Origin of the sequence: Planococcus liqunii, from assembly GCF_030413595.1 — a bacterium.
GTDB lineage: Bacteria > Bacillota > Bacilli > Bacillales_A > Planococcaceae > Planococcus > Planococcus liqunii.
Genome location: NZ_CP129238.1, coordinates 369318 through 390400, shown reverse-complemented (window position 1 = coordinate 390400; position 21083 = coordinate 369318). Strand labels below are relative to the sequence as shown.

Here is a 21083-nt window from a genome sequence, read left to right as displayed (position 1 = left end):
CTCCCCCTCTTTCTATTAATGACTCTGGCCAAGAGATTTCGGATCAATTTCCTGGAATTCTTCATTGTCGATTTGGCTGATATAAGCCGCTTGATGCCCTGGGAACCCTTTCATTTTCCAGCCATCCATATTCTGGTTTCCGCCGTAAATCGGGTCTGCATAAGCCCCTTCTAAAGTAGCTGATCGCAGCAGACGGAAAAAGAACAAGGAAGAAACTCCCTGCATTTGAATTTGGTCTTCCTGAAAGGCCGTCAAAATTTCGTCCATCTGTCCGCCTTCAAGATCAGCAAAGTTGGCTTTAAAGCGTTTTTGCGCTTCCTGCTGCATGATTTGCAGTCCTTGCCGGAACATTTCATTCCTTTTCAAGCGGCTTTGATACCCTTGTGTGGTTTCTCCTTCAAAAAAAGGCCCTTGCATATATTCTTTGGAATTTTCTCCGTATGCACCGGCCAGCTGCTGATCAATAAAATAAGGCACTCCTAATCCGATGGCGCCAGGACCCAAATCATCTTCTGGAAAAATTCGTTCTGTAGCCTGCGATAAAATTTGGAATTCCGCATCGTTTTTAAAAAACATGAGGCCTCTGACGCCGCCAGCTGATCCGCTTTCTCCATGGGTTGCCGGCGCCGTGCCAGGAGAAGCAGTCTCGGTGCCGGTATTAGAGGCAATTAATCCTCCGATTATCCCGCCGCCGACCAATGCGCCGGCAGCTACCCCTGAGGTCTTCAAAAAGTCTCGTCTAGAAAAATTCTTTTCTTTTTTTGACATTCCGCCTGCCTCCTTATATGATTAAAAAGAATAGTGAGAATATTTGAATATTATACCCTAGCATATCGAATTTTACACGCGATAACTAAAATAATATTATTCTATGAGAGGATGGGAGCGATGGACTTAAAAGTATCTTTAAAAGATGTACCGAAATATTTAAACTGGAAAGACTCTGCTTTGGACCTTCGCTACAACGTGGATACCGATACACGCGATGTCGCACTGACCCGCGTCTTTGACCCACAGCTTGAGGAAGATTTGGAACGCTATCAAATTTTGGACCTGCAGGGCGCCAAACAGAAGTATTCACTGGAAATCGAGAAAGCGGAACAACAGGTATATTTTTACAGAATAGCAAACCTCATGTTTTTGTTTCTGCTTATCTTGGCTCCTGCAGTCGCACTTTATTTTTTCCAAAGCGATTGGATTGCCTTGGTCTTTGCACTCCTTTTTATCTTTTTGATGATTTTTCTGGTGGAATGCTTTAATCAGGCCTACCTCAATAAATTCCAGAAAAAGCTGAAAGATGAAATCGGCTTGGAACAGGCCGTCCATAACAAAACCATTCCTTTCGAAAATGACGAAGTGAAAGTCCACGGATCTTCCGCTACGGTATTGACGAATCTGTATCCTGAAATTACGGATCCGAATTACAAAAAAGGAAAAGAAAACATTATCCGTTTCGGGCTGAAAGACAATTCCATTCATCCTTTAATTACCGTAAAAACCCTTAAATAACAAAAAAGAGGCAATCCTAAATGGATTGCCTCTTTATTTTTTCCATAAAAAAAGGCCAAGGGAATGGACACCTCGGCTTTGTAGCATGTTTTTATTAGTCTAAAATTTTGATGTTGATTGTTTTGCGTCCCCAGTCAAGAGCTGCGCCCTGTGACGGGATGAATACGTCAATTTTGTTTCCTTTGATTGCGCCGCCTGTATCGCCAGCGATTGCAGTGCCATAGCCTTCAACCCATACTTTTGAGCCTAATGGAATAACTGTCGGGTCTACTGCAATGACTTTCTGGTTCGGGTTAGAACGCAAGTCTTGTCCTGTTGCTGTTACGCCTGAACATCCTGCACAAAATGCTGTGTAAGCTGTAGCTGATACAGTCATTTCTTTGCCTGATTGAGCAGATGCTGCTGCTTTAGCTGGTGCTGCTGCTTGTGCAGGAGCTTTTGCTGAAGCTTGTGCCGGTGCTTTAGCTGGTGCTTGTGCCGGTGCTTCTTCTTTTGGTGCTTTAGGAACTGAAATTGGTGATCCGCCTTTAACGACTAATTTGTCTCCAGGGAAAATCCAGTGGCCCGTGATGCCATTCCAGCTCATCAACGTGTCTAATGATAAGTTATGTGCTTGTGCGATTTTAAATAATGTGTCTCCGCTTGCTACTGTATATGTAGCCTTGTCCTCTGAAACTGCTGCAGCTTGTTCTGAGCCGATTTCAAGTTGTTGTTGCGGGAAAATTAAGTTCGATGATAGGTCGTTCTGTCCTTTTACTTGTTCAACAGAAACGCTGTTTGCCTGCGAAATGCTCCATAGTGTATCACCTGGTTGTACTGTATATGATTCGGCGCTAGCTTGGCTTGCTACTCCTACACTAAGTGCTGCGATTGCAGTTAGTGTAACGATATGCTTTTTCATGAATGAAATTCCTCCTTTTCACTAACAATGAGCATCATACCACCTGCACATTTCAATCCGATGTCAAAACGACAGATAGAAAATAACAATTGCATTACGTAAAACCGAAACATATTACATCTTGTAATTAAACTGAATCCTTTTCGAATTGAATAGGTTTAATCAGGCAAAAAGAGGGAACAATTTTTTGTTAAGTAGATTTATAGAAAAGAGGGAAGAAATGAAAAAAGTTACCATGGTTTTTTGGATTTCGTTATTTCTTTGTATCGGTATGGTGGCCTGGGGACTATTCTCTCCTGCCGGATTCAATGAATCCACCGGAAACTTGACCGCTGCTATATCGGATACTTTCGGCTGGTACTACTTATTAACAGTTTCTATTATCTTAGCTTTCTGCCTTTATATGATTTTTTCCAAGTATGCCAACATCAAATTAGGAAAACCGGACGAAGAACCCGAATTCTCTTTGCCTTCCTGGTTTGCCATGCTGTTTAGCGCAGGCATGGGAATGGGATTGGTTTTCTGGACCACAGCAGAACCGATTTCCCACGCATTTACAAGTGCGCCTCGTTCTGAACTCGGTTCACCGGAAGCCGTTTCCTAAGCTTTGCAGTTTTCCTTTTTCCACTGGGGCCTTCACGCATGGGCCGTCTATGGCATTGTGGCACTTGTCCTGGCTTACTTCAAATTCCATAATGGCGCACCTGGCTTGATCAGCGCCACGCTCGTTCCGTTATTCGGACAAAAAGCGATGTCCGGAATTCCCGGGAGATTGATTGACATCCTCGCGGTTTTTGCCACCGTTGTCGGCGTTGCTTCCACGCTAGGGTTTGGGACAGCCCAGTTGAACGAAGGCTTATCATTTCTTTTCGGCACACCCAATACATTCACGTTCCAGCTGCTCATCCTGGCCATTTCCACTATTTTGTTTGTCGGTTCAGCTTGGTCTGGCATCGGCAGGGGGATTAAATACTTAAGCAATATCAATATGGTGCTGGCAGTGATCCTGCTTCTCATGATGCTTTTTGCCGGGCCAACGCTTTACATACTGAACTCATTTACCGACGCACTTGGAGGCTACTTCTCCAATTTCTTCAATATGAGTTTCAATCTGGCGCCTCAAAATACGGAACAAAGATCCTGGGTAAATGCCTGGACGATTTTCTACTGGGCATGGTGGATTTCATGGGCACCATTTGTCGGGATCTTCATCGCCCGGATTTCACGCGGGCGGACAGTTAAGGAATTTATGATCGGCGTCTTGTTCGCACCTTCCTTAGTTTGTTTTATCTTTTTCGCTGTATTTGGGGTTTCAGCTTTGAACCTGGAACAAAACGGCATCGCCGAAATTTCCGCATACAGCATTGAAACGGCCACATTCGGTATGCTGCAGCATTATCCAATGGGTACTTTGATGGCTTTTATCACCTTGTTCGTCATTGCCATCTTCTTTATCACTTCCGCTGACTCGGCGACATTTGTATTGGGCATGCAGACCACGGGCGGCTTATTGAATCCGCCAAACCTGGTGAAAATCACTTGGGGCTTCATCCAGGCAGCAGTCGCAGCCATTGTTCTATACACCGGCGGCACACAAGGCCTTCAAAACGCCTTGATTATCGCAGCACTGCCGTTCTCAATTGTTATTTTGCTGATGGGCGTATCGTTTTTCAAAGCTATCCAGAAAGACCCGCTTGTCAGGAACCAAAAAAGAACATAAAAAAGGACCGGCTGCTGGCCGGTCCTTTTGTTTGTCCTTATTTAAATACGCTTGTGCTGTGCAGCGGCTGGATTTTCGATTTCGGATCAAGGTACGCTTTTGCGTTGTTGATCGCTGTCGGTGCTTCGCCGAAGCCGACGGCAATCAGTTTTACTTTTCCTTCGTATGTGGCAATATCGCCCGCTGCATAAATCCCCGGAATATTTGTTTCCATTTTCGAGTTGACCACTACTGAATTTTTCTCCATCTCCAAGCCCCATTCCTTAATTGGGCCGAGGGACGTGATGTTTCCGTAGTTGACAATGACATGGTCAACTTCAAGACGCTCTTCGTTGCCTTCTTTGTCGATCAGCACCAGTTCTTGAAGCTCACCATTTTCACCAACTAATTCTTTCACGCCGTAAGGCTTTTTCACTTCTACTTTAGACTGCAGAAGCGTATCGATATTTGCTTCGTGCGCCGTCATTTTTTCACGGCGATGGCTCAAAGTCACATGGGAAGCGACATTTTCAAGCATCATTGCCCAGTCAACCGCTGAATCTCCCCCGCCTAGCACTACCACTTTCTTATCGTGGAACAAAGTTAAGTCTTTCACGCCGTAATGCAAGGTTTTGCCTTCAAAAGGTTCTGCCCCTTCCACACCGATTTTACGCGGCTGAAAAGCTCCGACTCCCGCTGTCAGCAAGACGGATTTCGTGTAATGAATCCCTTTATCCGTCCGGATTTCAAAATGGTCGCCATCGCGTTCGATGTCTTTTACAGACTCTTCCAGGCAGATAGCCGGATCGCCGTAATTGGCCTGGACTACCAGATTGTCCACTAAATCTTTGGCCAGGACTTTTTGAAAGCCGCCCACATCGTAAATAAACTTATCCGGATACAGCTCCGTCAATTGCCCGCCAAGCTGCGGCAAGCTGTCGATAATTTTCACTTTCATTTTGCGCATTCCGCCGTAAAAAGAAGCAAACAGACCAGTCGGACCGCCGCCGATAATGGTTATATCAAAAATTTCACGCTCTTCCATATATAACACTCCTAATCTAATCAATACCTATATCCTATCATATTTCCCCCTAATTCACGCAATCAGACTTATGGTTGAACTTGCATAAATTTAAAGTTAGACTTTTCTGCCTTTTCACTGCAATTTCCGAGTTCTTTCAGTACACTAGTAGTGAATGATTAAAGAGAGGATGGATAAAATGGACTTAGGCATAAAAGACAAAGTTGTGGTTGTCATGGCTTCTAGTAAAGGCTTAGGCAAAGCGACCGCAAAAGAGTTTGCAAAAGAAGGGGCAATTGTCATCATTTCAAGCCGCAGCGAAGAGGCGCTTCAAGCTGCAAAGGAAGAAATTCAGCAGTATTCCGGAAACGGCAACATCCATCATCGGGTGTGCGATATGCAAAATGAAGAGGACATTGCCTCTTTGTTCCAATTTGCGGAAGAGAAGTTTGGACGGGTGGACATCCTGATCAACAACACCGGCGGCCCGAAAGCAGGGGGATTTGACGAGGTTGGCGACAGCGACTGGTATAGCGCTTTTGAACGGAACTTGCTGAGCTACGTGCGGACCTCCCGCGCCGTTCTTCCATATATGAAGAAGCAGCAATTCGGGCGCATCATTAATATCTCTTCCTCTTCTACGAAAGAAGTGATCGATGGCTTGATCCTGTCCAATGCATTCCGTGCCGGCATGGTTGGCTTTTCAAAAACTTTGGCGCGTGAAGTGGCGAAAGACAATATTCTCGTAAATACAATCGGCCCTGGCCGCATTTCAACTGACCGCATTGAAGAGCTGGATCAAATCACCGCAGACAATCAAAACGTGTCGATTGAAGAAATTGTTGCGCGCAGGAAGGCTCAAATCCCAATTGGCCGTTACGGCAAACCTGAAGAATTTGCAAAAATTGTCGTATTTCTCGCTTCTTCCGCCAATTCCTATATGACCGGACAATCGCTTGTTATTGACGGCGGATTGTTAAAAGCGCTGTAATATGCCAAATGATTATACAGCTACATAAAAAATCGATATACTGATGAGTGTACAACTTGAAAAGGAGATGTTATTAATGGCGAAAAAAGGACACATTCACATGGAAAACGGTGAAATCATCGAATTCGAACTTTTCCCGAATGAAGCACCAAACACTGTAAAAAACTTTGAGGACCTTGCAAACTCCGGTTTCTACAACGATGTAACATTCCATCGCGTAATTCCAGGTTTCGTATCTCAAGGCGGCGACCCGACTGGCACTGGTGCTGGCGGCAGCGGCAAAACAATCAAATGCGAAACTGACGGCAACCCGCATAAACACCAAGCTGGCAGTCTTTCAATGGCACATGCCGGAAAAGACACTGGATCTAGCCAGTTCTTTATCGTTCACGCGCCACAACCGCATCTTGACGGCGTTCACACGGTTTTCGGCCAAGTAACTTCTGGCCTTGAAACAGCCAAAGCAATGAAAAACGGCGACAAAATGACAAAAGTACATGTTTTCGACGAAGAATAAGAGTTCAAAAACCGGTTCGGGCTTCTGCCTGAACCGGTTTTTTGCTGCTTTTGAAAATACGATTCTCTCCTTAACGGCTCCAACAGAAAACCGGTCTGGCTTTGACAACCAGACCGGTTTTCTATTTCAATTCTTAATGTACTTCTCGACAATTCCCTTATAGGTTCCATCATCCTTCAATTCCTGAAGCCCTTGGTTAATTTGCTCCAGCAATTCACCATGCTCGCCTTTTGGAACAGCAATGCCGTATTGTTCGCCTGATAACCGCTCTTCAACCGCTTTAAGATCAAGGTTCCGTGAAGTGATAGCATAAGCGATGACCGGATAATCCTCCACCATAGCTTGGGAGTATCCGCTTGCAACATCCAGGAACATAGAAGGGCTATCATCAAAATAAGCGACCCGATAGCCGTATTTCTCCTGATTTTCACCGATAAATTTTGAACCGGTTGTACCGCTCTTAACCGCGATGACTTTTCCGTCCAAGTCATCCAAAGAAGCAATTTCTGTATTGTCTTTTTTTGTTACCAGGGCTAATCCTGCATCAAAATACGGATCTGAGAAATCCAACACTTTTTGCCGCTCTTCCGTAATGCTCATCCCAGCAATTGCCAGGTCCAATTCTCCCTCTTCCAGTGCCGGAATGATTCCAACAAAGTCCATTGGACGAAATTGAATTTCAAACCCTTGATTTTCGGCAATTGCTTTGATCAGTTCTACGTCAATTCCCTGGTATTCCCCGCCAACCTGAAACTCAAAAGGCGGATAAGTGGTGTCAATCCCTACTGTGTAAACTCCATCATCTGCTCCATTTCCGCTATTTGTTTCTCCTTCGTTGCCACCCTCTCCTTCTCCAGATTCACTGCCTTGCTGCACGCACGCTGCTACGATAAGAACCAGTGTTAAAAGAAGCAGTAAGAAACTGTACTTTTTCACCTTTCCCACCTCTTATCGTAATTAAATATCTCCTTATTAAAATTTAACACATTTTTCTGAAAATTAATATAAATTTGACCAAGTTATTAATTTTTTATCCTCGAAATGAGGAACATCCATACAAAAAAACACGTCCAGAAGACGTGTTTTTAACGATACGTTTGCTTGTGGATTTTATCCTGTTTAAAGCACTTTGCTCAAGAAAGCTTTCGTCCGGTCATGCTGTGGATTTCCAAACAGCTCGGCCGGGATATTTTCTTCAACAATAAAGCCGCCGTCGATAAACATGACGCGGTCTCCCACTTCACGGGCAAAGCCCATTTCATGCGTCACGATGACCATTGTCATCCCTTCGATTGCCAATTGCTTCATAACGTCCAGTACGTCCCCGACCATTTCAGGGTCAAGCGCAGATGTCGGTTCGTCAAACAACATGATTTTCGGGTCCATAGCGAGAGCCCGTGCAATAGCTACGCGCTGCTTTTGCCCGCCTGACAATTCGCCGGGGTAAGCGTTGGCTTTTTCACGCAAGCCGACTTTGTCCAGCAAAGCATAGGCTTTTTCAGTGATGGCCTTTTTGTCGTTTTTCTTTAACTTCATCGGCGCCAGTGTAATATTTTCCAAAACGCTTTTATGCGGGAACAAATTAAACTGCTGGAACACCATTCCAACATCTTGGCGAACTTTGTTGATATCCACTTTTGGGTCCGTGATATCCGTTCCTTCAATGTAGACATGGCCGCCCGTGATGTCTTCCAGACGGTTCATGCAGCGAAGGAAGGTGCTTTTCCCGGAGCCTGATGGCCCAATAACACACACCACTTCTTTTTCTTCGATTACCGTGCTTATGTCCTTCAATACTTCGATCGGGCCGAATGATTTTTTTAAGTTTTCTACTCGGATCATAGTCATCGCAATACAAACTTCCTTTCTACGAAGCTCGCTAACATGGAAAGCAAGTAAATGATAATGAAGTAAATTACGCCAAGCGTCAAGTAAATCGTAAATGCTTCAAATGTTTGGCTAGCCTGAATACGTCCTTCTTGCGTCAAGTCGGCAATACCGATAACCGACAGCAAGGAGGTATCTTTCAATGAGATGATAGCTTGATTGGTGATGGTTGGCAGCATCCGGCGGAAAGCCTGCGGCAAGATGATATAACGCATGTTCTGCGTAGCATTCAAGCCAAGCGAACGCGCGGCTTCTGTCTGCCCTTTGTCAATCGACTGGATGCCTGCCCGGATAATTTCCGAGAAGTAAGCGCCTGCGTTGATTGCAACTGTGACAATCCCCGCTGTCGTGTTATCCATTGAGAAAAAGCCGAGAGAATTTAATCCAAAGTAAATAAAGAACAATTGGACGATAAAAGGCGTCCCGCGAATCGCGTCCACAAAAATTTTCGCAATCCAATTCAATATTTTGAATGGCGCCAGACGGAAGAGCGCGACAATCAATCCAATGATAAAACCAAGAATAATGGCAATGAAGAAAATATAAAGCGTTACTTTCAGTCCATCCATTAAAAAGGGCAAAGCATTAATTACTGTATCCATTTCCACATCTCCTTTGCGTACAGACAAACCACCTACCAAAAAAGCCTTTGCCTCTTCAGATAATCAGCCGATCCATCCTTTTAGAGCCACTGTATCTTTTACATTCCTCTTGCGGCCAATAAAGGAAGATAAAAAAATGCAGCGCGCTTCTGCGCGCTACATGACTTGCTGTTATTCAGAGATATATTTGTTAAGGATTTCATCGTATTCTCCGCTGTCACGCAATTCTTTCAGACCTGTATTGATTTTTTCAAGCAGATCCGCATTTTCGCCTTTCAGCACAGCAATTCCGTATTGGTCTCCCGTCAGACGGTCTCCGACTGTTTTCAAATCCAATCCACTTTGTGCAATCGCATAAGCAATGACCGGATAATCTTCCAGCAATACATCGGCATTGCCGTTTGATACTTCCTGGAACATTGATGGGCTGTCTTCAAATTGTGCTACAGTGTAGCCATATTTTGACTCGTTATCCATAGCGAATTTCGAACCGGTCGTTCCGCTCTTCACGGCAACCGTTTTGCCTTTCAAATCTTCCAATGTCGTAATATCGCTGTTGTCTTTGGCTACAACCAGTGACAAACCTGCATCAAAGTAAGGATCCGAGAAATCCACTACTTTTTTGCGCTCATCCGTAATACTCATTCCTGCAATCGCCACATCCAACTGGCCTGCCTGCAATGCCGGAATGATGCCTCCGAAGTCCATTGGATTAAATTCGATTTTAAAGCCTTGGCTTTCAGCGACGGCATTGATAATATCAATATCAATTCCCGTGTATTCTCCGCCTTCTTCAAATTCGAACGGTGGATATGTCGTATCAATTCCTACTTTATAAGTTTTGTTTTCGCTTTCTCCGCCAGAACCGCTCGTATCGTCAGCAGAATCACTCGATCCACAAGCTGCCAGAATCAGCATGAATGATAAAAGAATCAAAAACAGACTAAACTTTTTCATTTTGGTGCCCCCTTTTTCCTTTTCATAAAATACTATTAATTAATATAGCATAAACTTTCAAGATTCAGAACCTTCTTAAGAAAATAAACTCAGTGAATCTTCACTTCAGTGAGTCTTAATGCCCTTTACTTGCCACTTCTCTTTTCTTGCGCAGTCGAATAAACAGACGGAAATTATGGATAATCGTTTTTAGTACAGCATAAAGCGGAATGGCAATCAAGATGCCGACAAACCCATAAAGAGCTGCTGCAATCAACAGCAGGAAAATAATGGTCAAGGGATGAATATTCAAACGACTTCCCATAATGTTTGGAGTCACCAAATTGCCTTCAAGCTGCTGCACAATCAGCAAAACGATCAATACTTTAATGGCCATAAAGGGTTCCCCACTCATCAAAGCAACAAAAAGAGCCGGAATGACGCCGATAAGCGGCCCCAAAAACGGAACGATAATCAGGAACATGGCGAAGACAGCCAACGATAAGGCATAATCCAAGCCGATAATGACATAGCCAATGAACATGAAGAAACCGACCACAACCGCAACAATTGCCTGGCTCACGATGTAATTCGATAAAGTTTCGTCCACATCTGCCAATAGTTTTCGGCCTTCCGGCTTGTGTTCTTCGGACACGTATTTCATCAAATAAGGAATTAACTTATGATCATCTTTTAACAAAAAGAACAAGATGAATGGCACGACAATCAGAACGACAGCGACGTTCATTAAAGTCCCTAAAATTGTCATGACATTATCCATCAAGGTTTTGGATGCATTCTCCATGTATGTAAGCACCCGGTTTTTTATTTCATATCCGCTTACTCCGGCAAATTCAAAGCCATCCACTTTCTCTTCGGACTCAGCTGTGACTTGCTCGACTGTTTGAGGCGCTAGTTCCGCCAGGCTTGCCACCTGTTCTTTGATTGTGGGTCCGAAATAATATAGAACCGCAGTCAGCCCTACAAAGAAAACGAAAAAGACGACGGCGATGCCTCCGACTTTCGGCATATAGCGCAGCAAGATCTGGAGAAAAGGGCGAATCAAATAATATAGAAGCCCAGCAATCAATATCGGAGCAAAAACAGTGGCAATAATAATTTTAAAAGGCCAAAAAGCATAATCGATTTTGCCGATAAAAAAGAGAATAATAGCAATCAGGAGTACGGCAGTAGCATACTCAAAAAACGGTTTCTTAATCCACATATTTCTATTCCTCTCTTCAAAACTAAAAAACACAATAAAAAGAGCGGAAGCCATATTGTTCCAGCTTCCGCTCTTCTCAGGTGTTTTATTTGTCTTCTTCTAGTTCTTTCATTTCTCTATGAGTTTGCGGGAAGGCATTGGCCTGCCATTCGTCGCGGTATGCTGAATCCAATTGAGTCAGCCCTTTTTCCGCCGGATCTACATCCGCTTCCACGCTTTCGCGCTGATCCACTTCCAGGCTGTTCCGCATGTCTACATCTTTAGCAACTTCCACTGAACCCTTTTCCTGGTACGCGCGGTACACAAAAACTCCGGCAGCCGCCGCCAGTGCACTTCCTATAACGGTATTCATTGTCGATTTTTTCATCAAAATCCCTCCAAATAGAAACATGATAGATACGTCTATTGTTTTGTATACCCTATTAACACCTTTTTAACTACAAAGTTTAAAGATTTTTTGCCTTGCCCTATTCCTTCAATTCCCGCAACGCATTTTCTTCAGCAGGAATCCGCACCAGCAGCAGAAGCAAAGCATTCGCAACCGTAAAGATCAGGGCTGTGCGCCACGCACCAAACAAGAGCGGGAGCGCAGCAATTTCCAGCGCCACCACGATGTAATTCGGATGCGGCAGCCAGCGGTACGGCCCTTTTTTCACTTTTGTGGCGCCCGGCAGCACAATGATTTTGGTGTTCCAGTAAGGGCCGAGTGATGCCAGTGCCCACACCCGGAGAACTTGGGCGACAAAGAAGATGATTAAGAAGACCGGCCATGCCGGCCCAAGCCCTTGCTGATGGAATAACACTTCAGCTAGGAGTGAAACAAAAAACAGTATATGCAGCAGAACAATCCATTTGTAATGTTCTGCCCCGGCTTCAACCGCTCCCTGGCTTTTCATTCGCCGTTCATTGGACTTGGCATACAAGACTTCAAGCAGCCGTTGAATGATGACAATACCGACCAGCAGATAAAAGAATGTCATGCGCCGGCTTCCCCCCATTCAAGCCAAAGCATTTCGGAGCTAAAGCCCGGCCCAAGCGCCGTCAGCAGCCCTTCTTCACCGCTCTTCGGTTTATTCTCCATAAATTCTTTCAGGACGAACAGGACGGTCGGCGAAGACATATTTCCGTACTGTGCGAGGACGCCTCTTGACGTATCTGTTTTCTCCTTGGGGAGGCCGAGGGATTTCTCGTAGGCCGCCAATACTTTTTTGCCGCCAGGATGAGCCACGAAATGCTTAATATCCGCAGAAGTTTTCCCGATTTTATCCAAAAACAAATCGACGTTCGGTTTGAGCCAACTTTCAATGATTTTCGGGATATCACGGGAAAACACCACATGCAGGCCTTCATCTTTCACATCCCACCCCATGACATCTTCTGAATCCTGCATCAATGTCGACTGGGTCTCGCGGATGAAGAAGCCCGATCCTTTTGCCTGGTCATTCCGCCCAGTCACTAAAGCACACGCTGCCCCGTCGGCGAACAAGGAAGTTCCGATCAAATTGCTTTTTGACGTATCAGATCGCTGGAAAGTCAGGCTGCATAGTTCAAGGCATAAGACAATCACTTTGGCATCTGGATAAGCCAGGCAATAATCGTGTGCCCGGCTGATTCCCGCTGCCCCTCCTGCACACCCCAGCCCCCATAGCGGCAAGCGCTTAATATGTACAGGCAGACGCAATTCATTCATGATGCGGGCATCAATCGTCGGCGTGGCCATGCCCGAACTCGAGACAAAAACAAATGCATCGATTTCTTCTTTTTCTACCTCTGCTTCTTCCAGACAGCGCTTGACCGCATTGCTGCCCATGCGTACAGCTTCTTCAATATACAGCTGATTTTTCTCTTCCAGGCCGCGTTCCCGTTCAAACCACTCCAGCGGGGCTGCAAAATAACGGCCTTCAATCTGGCCATTGCCAAATACCCGGAGCAATCTTTCGATATCTTCGTAATGCCCTCCGAACAAATTCCTGACCACTCCAACTATTTCTTTTTGATCCACATGATAGGGTGCATGTTCGGTTACCACTTTCCGGATAAATGACATCCCTTTTCCCCCTTTTTAATTTTCTCTCAAAAAACCATCCTTTTCGAGGATGGTTCATGTATTGCATCTATAAAACGCTTCTGTTCGCCCGTCCCGGCGAATCTTTGTCCCGTTCATTGCCGTCTTCCAACAGCACCAGAATCTTCCCTTTGTTAAAATGGGTTTCGTATGCTTTTGCTTCTTCTTCTGGAATGCCCATCCCGATCAAAGCACCTGCAAGGCCACCAAGCCCGGCTCCTGCCGCTGCTCCTGTAAGTCCAGCAGCGATTGGTCCTGCGGCAACAATCGGTCCGATTCCCGGTATCGCCAGCGCGCCGAGCCCAACAAGCACACCGCCCAATCCGCCTAATGCGCCGCCGGTCACCAATCCGGCTGCGGCGCCTTCGCTTGCATGGGTTCCTGTTTCTTCCGTGACCGTTTCGGTTTCGCCTTTGTTTTTGCTGATAACGGAGATGTCTTCCTGCCGGTAGCCTTGCAGTTTCAGCTCTTCGATTGCTTCGATCGCTTCTTGTTCACTGTCGTAATAACCTGTTACCGATCTTTGGGCCATTGTCAAAACTCCTTTTTGAACTAACTATAAATTTAGTAGAAATTACCCTTTCGGCCTTTAATTTAAACGTAGCAGCTATCTCAAAGGAAAACCGGCTTAAGCTTCCATCTGATACTCATACTCACGGTTTTCCAGTTCCCGGCATTGCTCAATGACTTTTAAGGCGACGCCTCTCGCCGAAGCCGGATTCTGGCCCGTGATCAAACGCCCTGATAAAATCACACAAGAAGTGAAGGGCAATGCCGCCTGTTTGAATAAAGTCCCTCTTTCCCTCATACTTTCTTCCAGCGAATAAGGAATGTCTTTGAACATGCCCATCAGCTTTTCTTCCTGATTCGAAAAACCGGTGACAACATGGCCCGACAACAAGTATCGGCCATCAGACAGCCGTACGTTCAATAATCCGCACGGACCGTGGCAAACAGCTGAAACGATTCCACCTTTTTCATAAATCGTCTTGGTCAGCTCCTGCAAGTGAATGTTTCCTGGGAAATCGTACATAGTGCCGTGTCCGCCCGTAAAATAAATGGCTGCATACTCATGGCCGTCGACTTCTTCCGGAGTTAGGGGATTTTTGAGGCGGTCCATCAGTTCGTCATTCATATAATAAGCCCGTGTCTTTTTGTTGGTCAGCACCTCGAGCAAGCTTCGCGGATCCAAAGGCACCCGTTTCGGAGATGTACTAATGATGTCAACGTCAAAAAGGTCTCTGACTTCGTGATAAAAATCCGTCAGCTCCCTCAACCAAAGACCGGTTTTCTTCCCTCTTTCTCCAAGGGCTGAATAGTTGGTTACGACGATCAGAATTTTATCCATACTAGTCTCCTTTCAGCTCATTAAGTCTTTAATCTAGTATTCCCCTGCTCTCCAAAATTATTCATCTAGCAGCATAGTAAGTTTAAATTATAATTGTCAGAAAATACAGTCTTTATGTTTATTATTTCATTATTTCGTGGTAAAATCGACTTAATTAGGGAGGTGGAATCATGAGAAAAATTCTGTTTCTAGCAGCGGCGTTCTTCCTTCTATTCAGTGCGTTTTCTGCTCCTGCCAAGGCCGTTGTCACATTTGATGATTTTTTTGCCAATGACCCTTTTGCTTTTGAAGTAATCTATTTACATGAACAAGGAATTGTTTCCGGCTATTCGGACGGCACATTCCGCCCAAATGCCCCTGTTACCCGTGCGGAAGCCATAACAATGATCGGACGGGCGCTTGAGCTCGATGGAACCAAACGAGCGACTCCATTCAAAGATGTAAGCGCCAGCCACTTCGCTTCGGGTTATATTGCTTCCGGTGCGGAAGCGGGAATCGTTAATGGATTCCCCGGAAACTATTTCCGCCCGAACTGGAAAGTGACCCGTGCCCAAACAGCGGTCATGCTCGACCGCGCTTTTGATTTCCCGAATGCGCCAAACGCCAAATTTTCCGATGTAGGACCAAACCACTTTGCATATGAAGCCATCTCACGGCTGGCTTATCAAGGAGTGGCGCTAGGCTATACGGATAACACATTTCGTCCGGACAACAATGTCACCCGCGTCCATTTTGCCGTATTCTTGGCACGGGCCATCGAACCGTCTTTCATTCCTGACAAGCAAGCCTTGCTGGAAACGGCCAATGACATCCTGGCTGACTTGAAAGCGAAAGATTTTGCAGCTGTTTCTTCGTATGTAAGTGCACAGAAAGGCTTGACGTTCTGCCCATACAGCGGCGGTTGCCTGGACAACGGAGGCGTCACCTTTACAAAAGCCCAGCTGCCTGGCTTTATGCAGAACAGCAAAGTTTATCAATGGGGCTATCAGGACGGCAGCGGCTTCCCGATCAAACTGACTCCTGCCCAGTACTACAATCAGTATTTAATGAATGCCACTTACAATGAAAAAGAACGATACGGCCGCACCGAACAGCCAATGACACACGAGCAAATCAAAGAACGCTTCCCGAATGCCATGATTGTGGAGTTCTATTACCCTGGAACCGATCAATACGAAGGCATGGACTGGCAGAATCTCAATATGGTCTTTGAGAAAAACAGCAGCGGCAAATGGATTTTGGTTGCATTGGTCAACAACCGCTGGACCATTTAGCGGACAATTGAAAAAAGCGGAATCGGCAAGCTTGCCGATTCCGCTTTTTCCTGTGTTAGGCAGTAGTTATTTCCTCGAGCAGCCCAAGCAAGCTTTCTTGAAACTTTTCGTTGTCTTCGGGCTTGCGTTTTTTCGGCCCCTTCATGCGGCCGCCTCCATCGCGCACCTTTTTGGCGATATGGCGGCTGTACAGCAGCTGATCGATATTCTGCTCCGAATAAACACGGCCATTCTGGTCTATGGGATATCCCCGTTTTGCAAGCACCATCGCTGCTAACCCATAATCCTGCGTAACGACCACGTCCCCTTTCTCGACCCGGTTGACCAGTACAAAATCGACTGCGTCCGCTCCTTTTGAAACGATGATGGTTTCGGCGCCAGGCCGCTGCATATTATGGGCTGTATCGCATAGAAGCAGGACCGGAAGCTGAAATTGCTTGGCAACGGAAATCGTCAAATCGACTACGGGACAGCCGTCTGCATCAATCAGCACTTTCATCATTTCTCTCTCCCCCGCTCTTTCATGTCATCCACCAGTTTTTCCGCAGCTCTTCTATAAAGGTTGCTGGTATGCACCAGTGAAGCAATAAGCAACACCCGCTCCAGCTCTTCTGCATCTTCCATTCCAGCGGCCTGCTGCGACACTCGGCCCGCTTGTTCATTCAAACCTGCGGCAAAGCTGCCGATGTTTCCTTGCTGAAGTTCCAGATAGCTTTCATAGAAACTTTCCAAATTCAACCCTTGCTGCAAGGCTCTCTCGTTAAGGCCATCAAGCACTTGTTTGACATCATTGATGGATAAAGCACTTTTCATCTGATAAATCAGGCTGATCAGCATGATGTGGTTGCGCGTGTATTTTTTATTGTGTACCGGATAAAAGAGCTTTCCTTTGGCATAATTGTTGATCATCGTCTTTGTCAGGATTTTTTCTTCTTCATTTCTTTTGGCATCGGCAAAGCTCGTTTCGAACAATTGGATCACTTGATCGATATACAAATCGATTTTCGGAATATCTTCCAGCAAAACGCCGCTCTTTACCCCCAAATTCTCAATAAGGCCGTCCATGTTTTCCATTTCGTTCACCTTCAATACATTATTTGATGCTGTTAATTTTACCTTACTATTTTAAAACCTCCAAGCTTGACCAATAAAATTAATAAGAGTATTATTCTAAGTAGTTTCAATAACTACATGTCGAAAGGTGCGTATAAGTATGAATCAATACATAAGAGAGCCTTTTAATGCGCTCTCCCATTTAGCAGGAGCTGTTCTTTCTTTTGCTGCTCTTCTGGCTATGGTCATCAAAGCAGCTTACGCCGATGCTCCACCGCTGCACTTGGCATCGGTCATCATTTTTGGCGGCAGCTTAATTTGTTTGTATCTCGCATCTACCATTTATCATACCGCTATCGCTCATCCGCGGTTGGTCGCTTTTTTAAGAAAACTGGACCATTCGATGATTTTTGCATTGATTGCCGGTTCCTATGCCCCTTTTTGCCTGATAGCACTTGATGGTCCGCTCGGCTGGTCGTTGTTCGGTTTTGTGGCCGCCATCGGGATTGCCGGCATTCTGTTTAAAATGGTGTGGTTCCATTCGCCGCGCTGGCTATCGACCGCTCTTTACATTGCAATGGGCTGGATCATTATTTTCGCCGTAGTGCCGCTGGCGGACAGCCTGCCGTTGGGGGGCTTGCTTCTATTGATTGCAGGAGGCGTTCTTTACACAATCGGCGGCATCATTTACGGTTTGAAACCAAATGTCCTTTCTTCCAAATACCTGGGCTTCCATGAAATCTTCCACCTTTTCATTTTGGCCGGCAGTTTGTGCCATTTCCTGTCTGTTTTCAATTATGTTCTTTAAACAAATGAAAAAGCCGTTTTCCTTTAAAAGGAGAACGGCTTTTTTGCACGAAAGTCTTATTTCAAAATAACATTTAAAATGTTATGATTATTTAAAATATTTGAAAGGAGTTCATAACAATGGACCAAATTAACTTCGACAGCCAAAAAATGGCCGCTATTTTATACGAGGCATACATAGAAAATCAGCCGATTGAAAAAGATTTTATCCCTGCTTCCTTGCCCAAAAACGAAGCTTACCGCATTCAACACGCCTTAACGAATAAAAAAGCGGTCCAAGCAAATGAAGCGCTCGCCGGCTATAAAATCAGTTTAACCAGCCTCGAAACACAGGAACTTTTCCATTCTGACACGCCTTTGTACGGCGCGTTAACAACATCCGCCCTAAACAGCGGGAACATTCTTCTTGAAGCGATGTCCTCGCCTTTAATTGAAATTGAATTGGTTTTCATCGTCAAAGAAGAGCTGTCGGTAGAAGACGACAGCCAGGCAATTCTTGAAAAGACCGCAGTCGCACCGGGCATTGAAGTGCCGGACTCCCGGTTTGAAGACTGGTTTCCCAAAATCAGTTTGGGGCAAGTGGTGGCAGACAGTGCCGTCGCCGGAAAAATCGTTGCCGGAGAGCCTGTCGAAGGATTGACGTACGAACAGCTAGATGGCATAAAAGGAAGCCTGTTCTTTAATGGAGACGAAATCGCTGCAGATACTTCTTCAGCGGTTCTGGATCATCCCATCCATGCGGTGAAATGGCTGATTGACGAATTGGCAGTGCACGGACTTCAGCTTGAAAAGGGCATGGCTGTTTCATCCGGCACATTCATCCTCCCTAAAAAACTGGAAAAAGGGGCTTACACTGCCAGCTTTGAAGGAATCGGCGAAGTGTCATTGAACGTTGAATGACAAAAAACAGGCATCCCGTGTAGAAGGGATGCCTGTTTGAGCTTGCAGAAAAAAGAATTTTCACGCATGAGAAATGAATGAACATACAACAGGGAATTCCGGATCCTCCGTTTCAGCCGGACGCTTTCCGCGGGCTCGCGCCGAACTAACTCGGAACTTACGTCCCGAGTGGATTTCGGCACTTCGCTATCCCGCTGGAGTCGCCGGCTTCCACTCCGAATCCTTAACATGAAGGCTATCTAGAGGTGTCGCTTTTCCTCTTGAGCTGCCTGTTTAAGCGTCAATTGGATTATCATTCACTATCGATTCAAAGGGAGACGCCCAACCGGTCCGGCCGTGGAGACTCCTGTAGGAGCAGTGAAGGAGCAATGCGACAGAGCGAAGAAAGCTGAAGACCCCACAGGAAAGGCATTGGCCGAAGCCTGCGAGGTCAACCTTTGCGACGAAGCTAGCGCAGCGATGCAACGCTCTTCCATGTTTCGAAGCTAGCGAAGCGATGCAGAAACAGGAGCACAAGGTTCTCAGTGACGAGGAGGCTGAAGCTGAACCCACGGAAAGCGAAGTGAGCGGTCCGGTTGGTTTTTTTGCATTTCTATATATTTTCATCCAAACTTCGTCTACAGGCTAAAACAGGCACCCCTTATGCACGGGACGCCTGTTTTTCATTTATTGCTGTTTTTTGTTTTTTCATGATCCATACATAATAAAAGGCGGCGCATAAAACCAAAACAGCCAGGATCAAATACAAATTCGAGTAGCCGAAAGCGGCGGCAATGATTCCGAGCGACACAGAGCCAATCGCAATTCCTGTATCATATAAAGCGAAAAATGTGCCGGTCGCATGGCCGCTCCGGTGTTTGTCCGCTGCCTGGATTGCCAGTGTCTGAAAGCTCGGCAGCAAAGTGCCGTAGCCGATTCCGACCAACGCACCTGAAAACAGCAGCATCCAAGCCGATTCGGTTTGGCTGAGCGAAAACAGTCCGATGGCAAATATAATGATCGAGGGAATAATGACAACATTCGGCCCGATCGAATCGAAAATTCGGCCGCTGAACGGTCTAACCAGCAGCATCGCGATAGCGTAAACGATAAAGAAGAAACTCGCGGTCTTGATTAAACCCAGCGATTCGGCATACACCGAGATAAACGAAATAATGCTGGCATAAGCAAACGAAATGAAGAAAGCTACACTTCCGATAGGGACAGCTTTCTTTTCAACAAAATCATTGAAAACCAGTTTGCGTTTTTCTTCTTTTTCAACTGCTGGAATTTCATCTACCTTAACCCATAGCGCACACAGGAACCCAATAACCATGATCACCGCAAAAATGGTGAAAATGCTTTGTGCGGTTACGTAAGGCAATAAAGTCAGTGCGATAAAAGGCCCTGCCACAATCGCCAAATTCATCGCTATCCCGTAGTAGCCCAAGCCTTCACCACGGCGTTCCGGCGGGATGATATCCGCGGCAATCGCCCCACCCACTGTGGTCATCAAACTAAACCAGATGCCATGGAAAAAACGAAGAAAAAGCAGAACGGTAAAGTCTCCTACAAAAATATATAAAATGGTGCTAACAGCAAACAGCAGAACGCTTAAAATCAGCACATTTCGCTTTCCGTACTTCTCCAGAATCAGTCCCGCAAAAAAGCGCATTATAATGGCTGAAATCAGAAAAGCCGAAACGGCCAGCCCGCCTTGTGTCGCAGTTCCTCCCAAATCACTCATAACGTAAATCGGTATATACGTCAGCAAGGCATAAAAGACTACAAAAATAAAAAACGTACTTATTGAGATATTGATAAAGCTCTTGGTCCAAATGGGTCTTTTTTCAGTCATTCGTTACATCCTTTTCTTCGTTCAGTTATTGCCGATTTTTTTAAGCAGCTCAATCAGCTGCTGCTGCTCTGCTTCCGATAAAGAAGACAGAAGGCTCTCCTCCACCTCTTGAATCCGTTTTTCAATCTGCGGCACCATTTTCTTTGCGAATTCCGATAATTGGACAAGGCGTTCCCGCTTGTCTTGCCCTTCTTTTCGGACTACCCAGCCGCTGTGTTCCAAGCGCATTAACGTCCTCGTCACGGTAGGCGCTTCAACATTCAAATACTGCCAAATCTCTTTTTGCGTCATCTCACCGAATTGTTCCAGACAAAAAAGAATGGACCACTGGGAACTGTATAAATGAAATTCTTTCAGCGCATCGTTAACTTCTTTAACAGATAAACGTGATTTTTGATGGATTTCATGAAATAACAATTTCTGCATAATTATCTCCTCTAAAATTACTTACCTAAGTAAGTATATGGCTAATGAGCGAATATGTAAAGTTCGTAGACGGGTAAAAGAA

The 21083-nt window shown here is 45.5% G+C and carries 23 protein-coding genes and 1 pseudogene; 7 read left to right on the top strand and 17 right to left on the bottom strand.

All coding sequences use genetic code 11. The features are described from left to right. Positions 1 to 15: 15 nt before the first annotated feature. Complete coding sequence (locus QWY22_RS02070; RefSeq protein WP_300982712.1) at positions 16 to 768, bottom strand: gluconate 2-dehydrogenase subunit 3 family protein; 753 nt, start codon at positions 766 to 768, stop codon at positions 16 to 18. 120 nt (positions 769 to 888) lie between these two features. Between QWY22_RS02070 and QWY22_RS02065 the strand changes: the two genes are divergently transcribed. Further along, positions 889 to 1509 carry a hypothetical protein gene (locus tag QWY22_RS02065; RefSeq protein WP_300982711.1) on the top strand — a complete coding sequence of 207 codons (621 nt, stop codon included), beginning with the start codon at positions 889 to 891 and terminating at the stop codon, positions 1507 to 1509. A gap of 94 nt (positions 1510 to 1603) precedes the next feature. On the opposite strand, the gene QWY22_RS02060 is transcribed toward QWY22_RS02065, so the two are convergent. Continuing rightward, positions 1604 to 2410 carry a LysM peptidoglycan-binding and 3D domain-containing protein gene (locus tag QWY22_RS02060; protein ID WP_300982710.1) on the bottom strand — a complete coding sequence of 269 codons (807 nt, stop codon included), beginning with the start codon at positions 2408 to 2410 and terminating at the stop codon, positions 1604 to 1606. Positions 2411 to 2630: 220 nt separating this feature from the next. Between QWY22_RS02060 and QWY22_RS02055 the strand changes: the two are divergent. Continuing rightward, a pseudogene (locus tag QWY22_RS02055) lies at positions 2631 to 4130 on the top strand (BCCT family transporter). Between the two features lie 37 nt (positions 4131 to 4167). On the opposite strand, the gene QWY22_RS02050 reads toward QWY22_RS02055, so the two are convergent. Continuing rightward, positions 4168 to 5154, bottom strand: a complete 987-nt coding sequence (locus QWY22_RS02050; protein ID WP_300982709.1) for an NAD(P)/FAD-dependent oxidoreductase — start codon at positions 5152 to 5154, stop codon at positions 4168 to 4170. Positions 5155 to 5332: 178 nt separating this feature from the next. Between QWY22_RS02050 and QWY22_RS02045 the strand changes: the two genes are divergently transcribed. Both QWY22_RS02045 and QWY22_RS02040 read left to right on the top strand, forming a co-directional pair. After that, positions 5333 to 6124 carry an SDR family oxidoreductase gene (locus QWY22_RS02045; RefSeq protein WP_300982708.1) on the top strand — a complete coding sequence of 264 codons (792 nt, stop codon included), beginning with the start codon at positions 5333 to 5335 and terminating at the stop codon, positions 6122 to 6124. 76 nt (positions 6125 to 6200) lie between these two features. Then, positions 6201 to 6641 carry a peptidylprolyl isomerase gene (locus QWY22_RS02040; RefSeq protein ID WP_036809604.1) on the top strand — a complete coding sequence of 147 codons (441 nt, stop codon included), beginning with the start codon at positions 6201 to 6203 and terminating at the stop codon, positions 6639 to 6641. Between the two features lie 126 nt (positions 6642 to 6767). Here QWY22_RS02040 and QWY22_RS02035 read toward each other — a convergent pair whose 3' ends face one another. From QWY22_RS02035 to QWY22_RS01990, 10 genes are all read right to left on the bottom strand, one after another. Beyond that, positions 6768 to 7577 (bottom strand): transporter substrate-binding domain-containing protein, encoded by an 810-nt coding sequence (locus QWY22_RS02035; protein ID WP_300982707.1) that lies wholly within the window; start codon positions 7575 to 7577, stop codon positions 6768 to 6770. A gap of 183 nt (positions 7578 to 7760) precedes the next feature. Continuing rightward, the gene (locus tag QWY22_RS02030; RefSeq protein ID WP_036809610.1) at positions 7761 to 8489 is read right to left on the bottom strand and encodes an amino acid ABC transporter ATP-binding protein; all 729 of its coding nucleotides are present in this window, start codon (positions 8487 to 8489) and stop codon (positions 7761 to 7763) included. Then, positions 8486 to 9130 (bottom strand): amino acid ABC transporter permease, encoded by a 645-nt coding sequence (locus QWY22_RS02025; RefSeq protein WP_300982706.1) that lies wholly within the window; start codon positions 9128 to 9130, stop codon positions 8486 to 8488. The genes QWY22_RS02030 and QWY22_RS02025 overlap by 4 nt, the downstream gene beginning before the upstream one ends. Positions 9131 to 9301: 171 nt before the next feature. Further along, the gene (locus tag QWY22_RS02020; protein ID WP_300982705.1) at positions 9302 to 10087 is read right to left on the bottom strand and encodes a transporter substrate-binding domain-containing protein; all 786 of its coding nucleotides are present in this window, start codon (positions 10085 to 10087) and stop codon (positions 9302 to 9304) included. Between the two features lie 115 nt (positions 10088 to 10202). Beyond that, the gene (locus QWY22_RS02015) at positions 10203 to 11291 is read right to left on the bottom strand and encodes an AI-2E family transporter (protein WP_300982704.1); all 1089 of its coding nucleotides are present in this window, start codon (positions 11289 to 11291) and stop codon (positions 10203 to 10205) included. Positions 11292 to 11376: 85 nt separating this feature from the next. Further along, positions 11377 to 11658, bottom strand: a complete 282-nt coding sequence (locus tag QWY22_RS02010; protein ID WP_036809621.1) for an NADH-ubiquinone oxidoreductase chain 4L — start codon at positions 11656 to 11658, stop codon at positions 11377 to 11379. Between the two features lie 100 nt (positions 11659 to 11758). Continuing rightward, the gene (locus QWY22_RS02005; RefSeq protein ID WP_300982703.1) at positions 11759 to 12271 is read right to left on the bottom strand and encodes an isoprenylcysteine carboxyl methyltransferase family protein; all 513 of its coding nucleotides are present in this window, start codon (positions 12269 to 12271) and stop codon (positions 11759 to 11761) included. Then, entirely contained in the window at positions 12268 to 13338 is a 1071-nt protein-coding gene (locus QWY22_RS02000) for a type III polyketide synthase (RefSeq protein ID WP_300982702.1), read from the bottom strand. Before QWY22_RS02000 ends, QWY22_RS02005 begins: the two co-directional genes overlap by 4 nt. A gap of 67 nt (positions 13339 to 13405) precedes the next feature. Further along, complete coding sequence (locus QWY22_RS01995; protein ID WP_300982701.1) at positions 13406 to 13888, bottom strand: general stress protein; 483 nt, start codon at positions 13886 to 13888, stop codon at positions 13406 to 13408. Positions 13889 to 13984: 96 nt separating this feature from the next. Next, positions 13985 to 14704, bottom strand: a complete 720-nt coding sequence (locus QWY22_RS01990) for a type 1 glutamine amidotransferase domain-containing protein (protein ID WP_300982700.1) — start codon at positions 14702 to 14704, stop codon at positions 13985 to 13987. Between the two features lie 170 nt (positions 14705 to 14874). Here QWY22_RS01990 and QWY22_RS01985 point away from each other — a divergent pair, with 170 nt between their 5' ends. After that, positions 14875 to 15978, top strand: coding sequence for an S-layer homology domain-containing protein (locus QWY22_RS01985; protein ID WP_300982699.1), 1104 nt, complete (start codon positions 14875 to 14877; stop codon positions 15976 to 15978). 55 nt (positions 15979 to 16033) lie between these two features. Here QWY22_RS01985 and QWY22_RS01980 read toward each other — a convergent pair whose 3' ends face one another. Together QWY22_RS01980 and QWY22_RS01975 are read right to left on the bottom strand one after the other, a co-directional pair. After that, positions 16034 to 16480 carry a YaiI/YqxD family protein gene (locus QWY22_RS01980; protein WP_300982698.1) on the bottom strand — a complete coding sequence of 149 codons (447 nt, stop codon included), beginning with the start codon at positions 16478 to 16480 and terminating at the stop codon, positions 16034 to 16036. Then, the gene (locus QWY22_RS01975; RefSeq protein WP_300982697.1) at positions 16477 to 17052 is read right to left on the bottom strand and encodes a DUF1836 domain-containing protein; all 576 of its coding nucleotides are present in this window, start codon (positions 17050 to 17052) and stop codon (positions 16477 to 16479) included. The genes QWY22_RS01980 and QWY22_RS01975 overlap by 4 nt, the downstream gene beginning before the upstream one ends. Positions 17053 to 17191: 139 nt before the next feature. On the opposite strand from QWY22_RS01975, the gene trhA reads away from it, so the two are divergent. Both trhA and QWY22_RS01965 read left to right on the top strand, forming a co-directional pair. Further along, the gene (gene trhA, locus QWY22_RS01970) at positions 17192 to 17839 is read left to right on the top strand and encodes a PAQR family membrane homeostasis protein TrhA (RefSeq protein ID WP_300982696.1); all 648 of its coding nucleotides are present in this window, start codon (positions 17192 to 17194) and stop codon (positions 17837 to 17839) included. Between the two features lie 119 nt (positions 17840 to 17958). Continuing rightward, positions 17959 to 18738, top strand: a complete 780-nt coding sequence (locus QWY22_RS01965; RefSeq protein WP_300982695.1) for a 2-keto-4-pentenoate hydratase — start codon at positions 17959 to 17961, stop codon at positions 18736 to 18738. A gap of 640 nt (positions 18739 to 19378) precedes the next feature. Here the strand turns inward: QWY22_RS01965 and QWY22_RS01960 are convergent. Both QWY22_RS01960 and QWY22_RS01955 read right to left on the bottom strand, forming a co-directional pair. Further along, positions 19379 to 20575, bottom strand: a complete 1197-nt coding sequence (locus tag QWY22_RS01960; RefSeq protein WP_300982694.1) for an MFS transporter — start codon at positions 20573 to 20575, stop codon at positions 19379 to 19381. Positions 20576 to 20596: 21 nt separating this feature from the next. Next, positions 20597 to 21001, bottom strand: coding sequence for a MarR family winged helix-turn-helix transcriptional regulator (locus QWY22_RS01955; protein WP_300982693.1), 405 nt, complete (start codon positions 20999 to 21001; stop codon positions 20597 to 20599). Between the last annotated feature and the right edge of the window lie 82 nt (positions 21002 to 21083).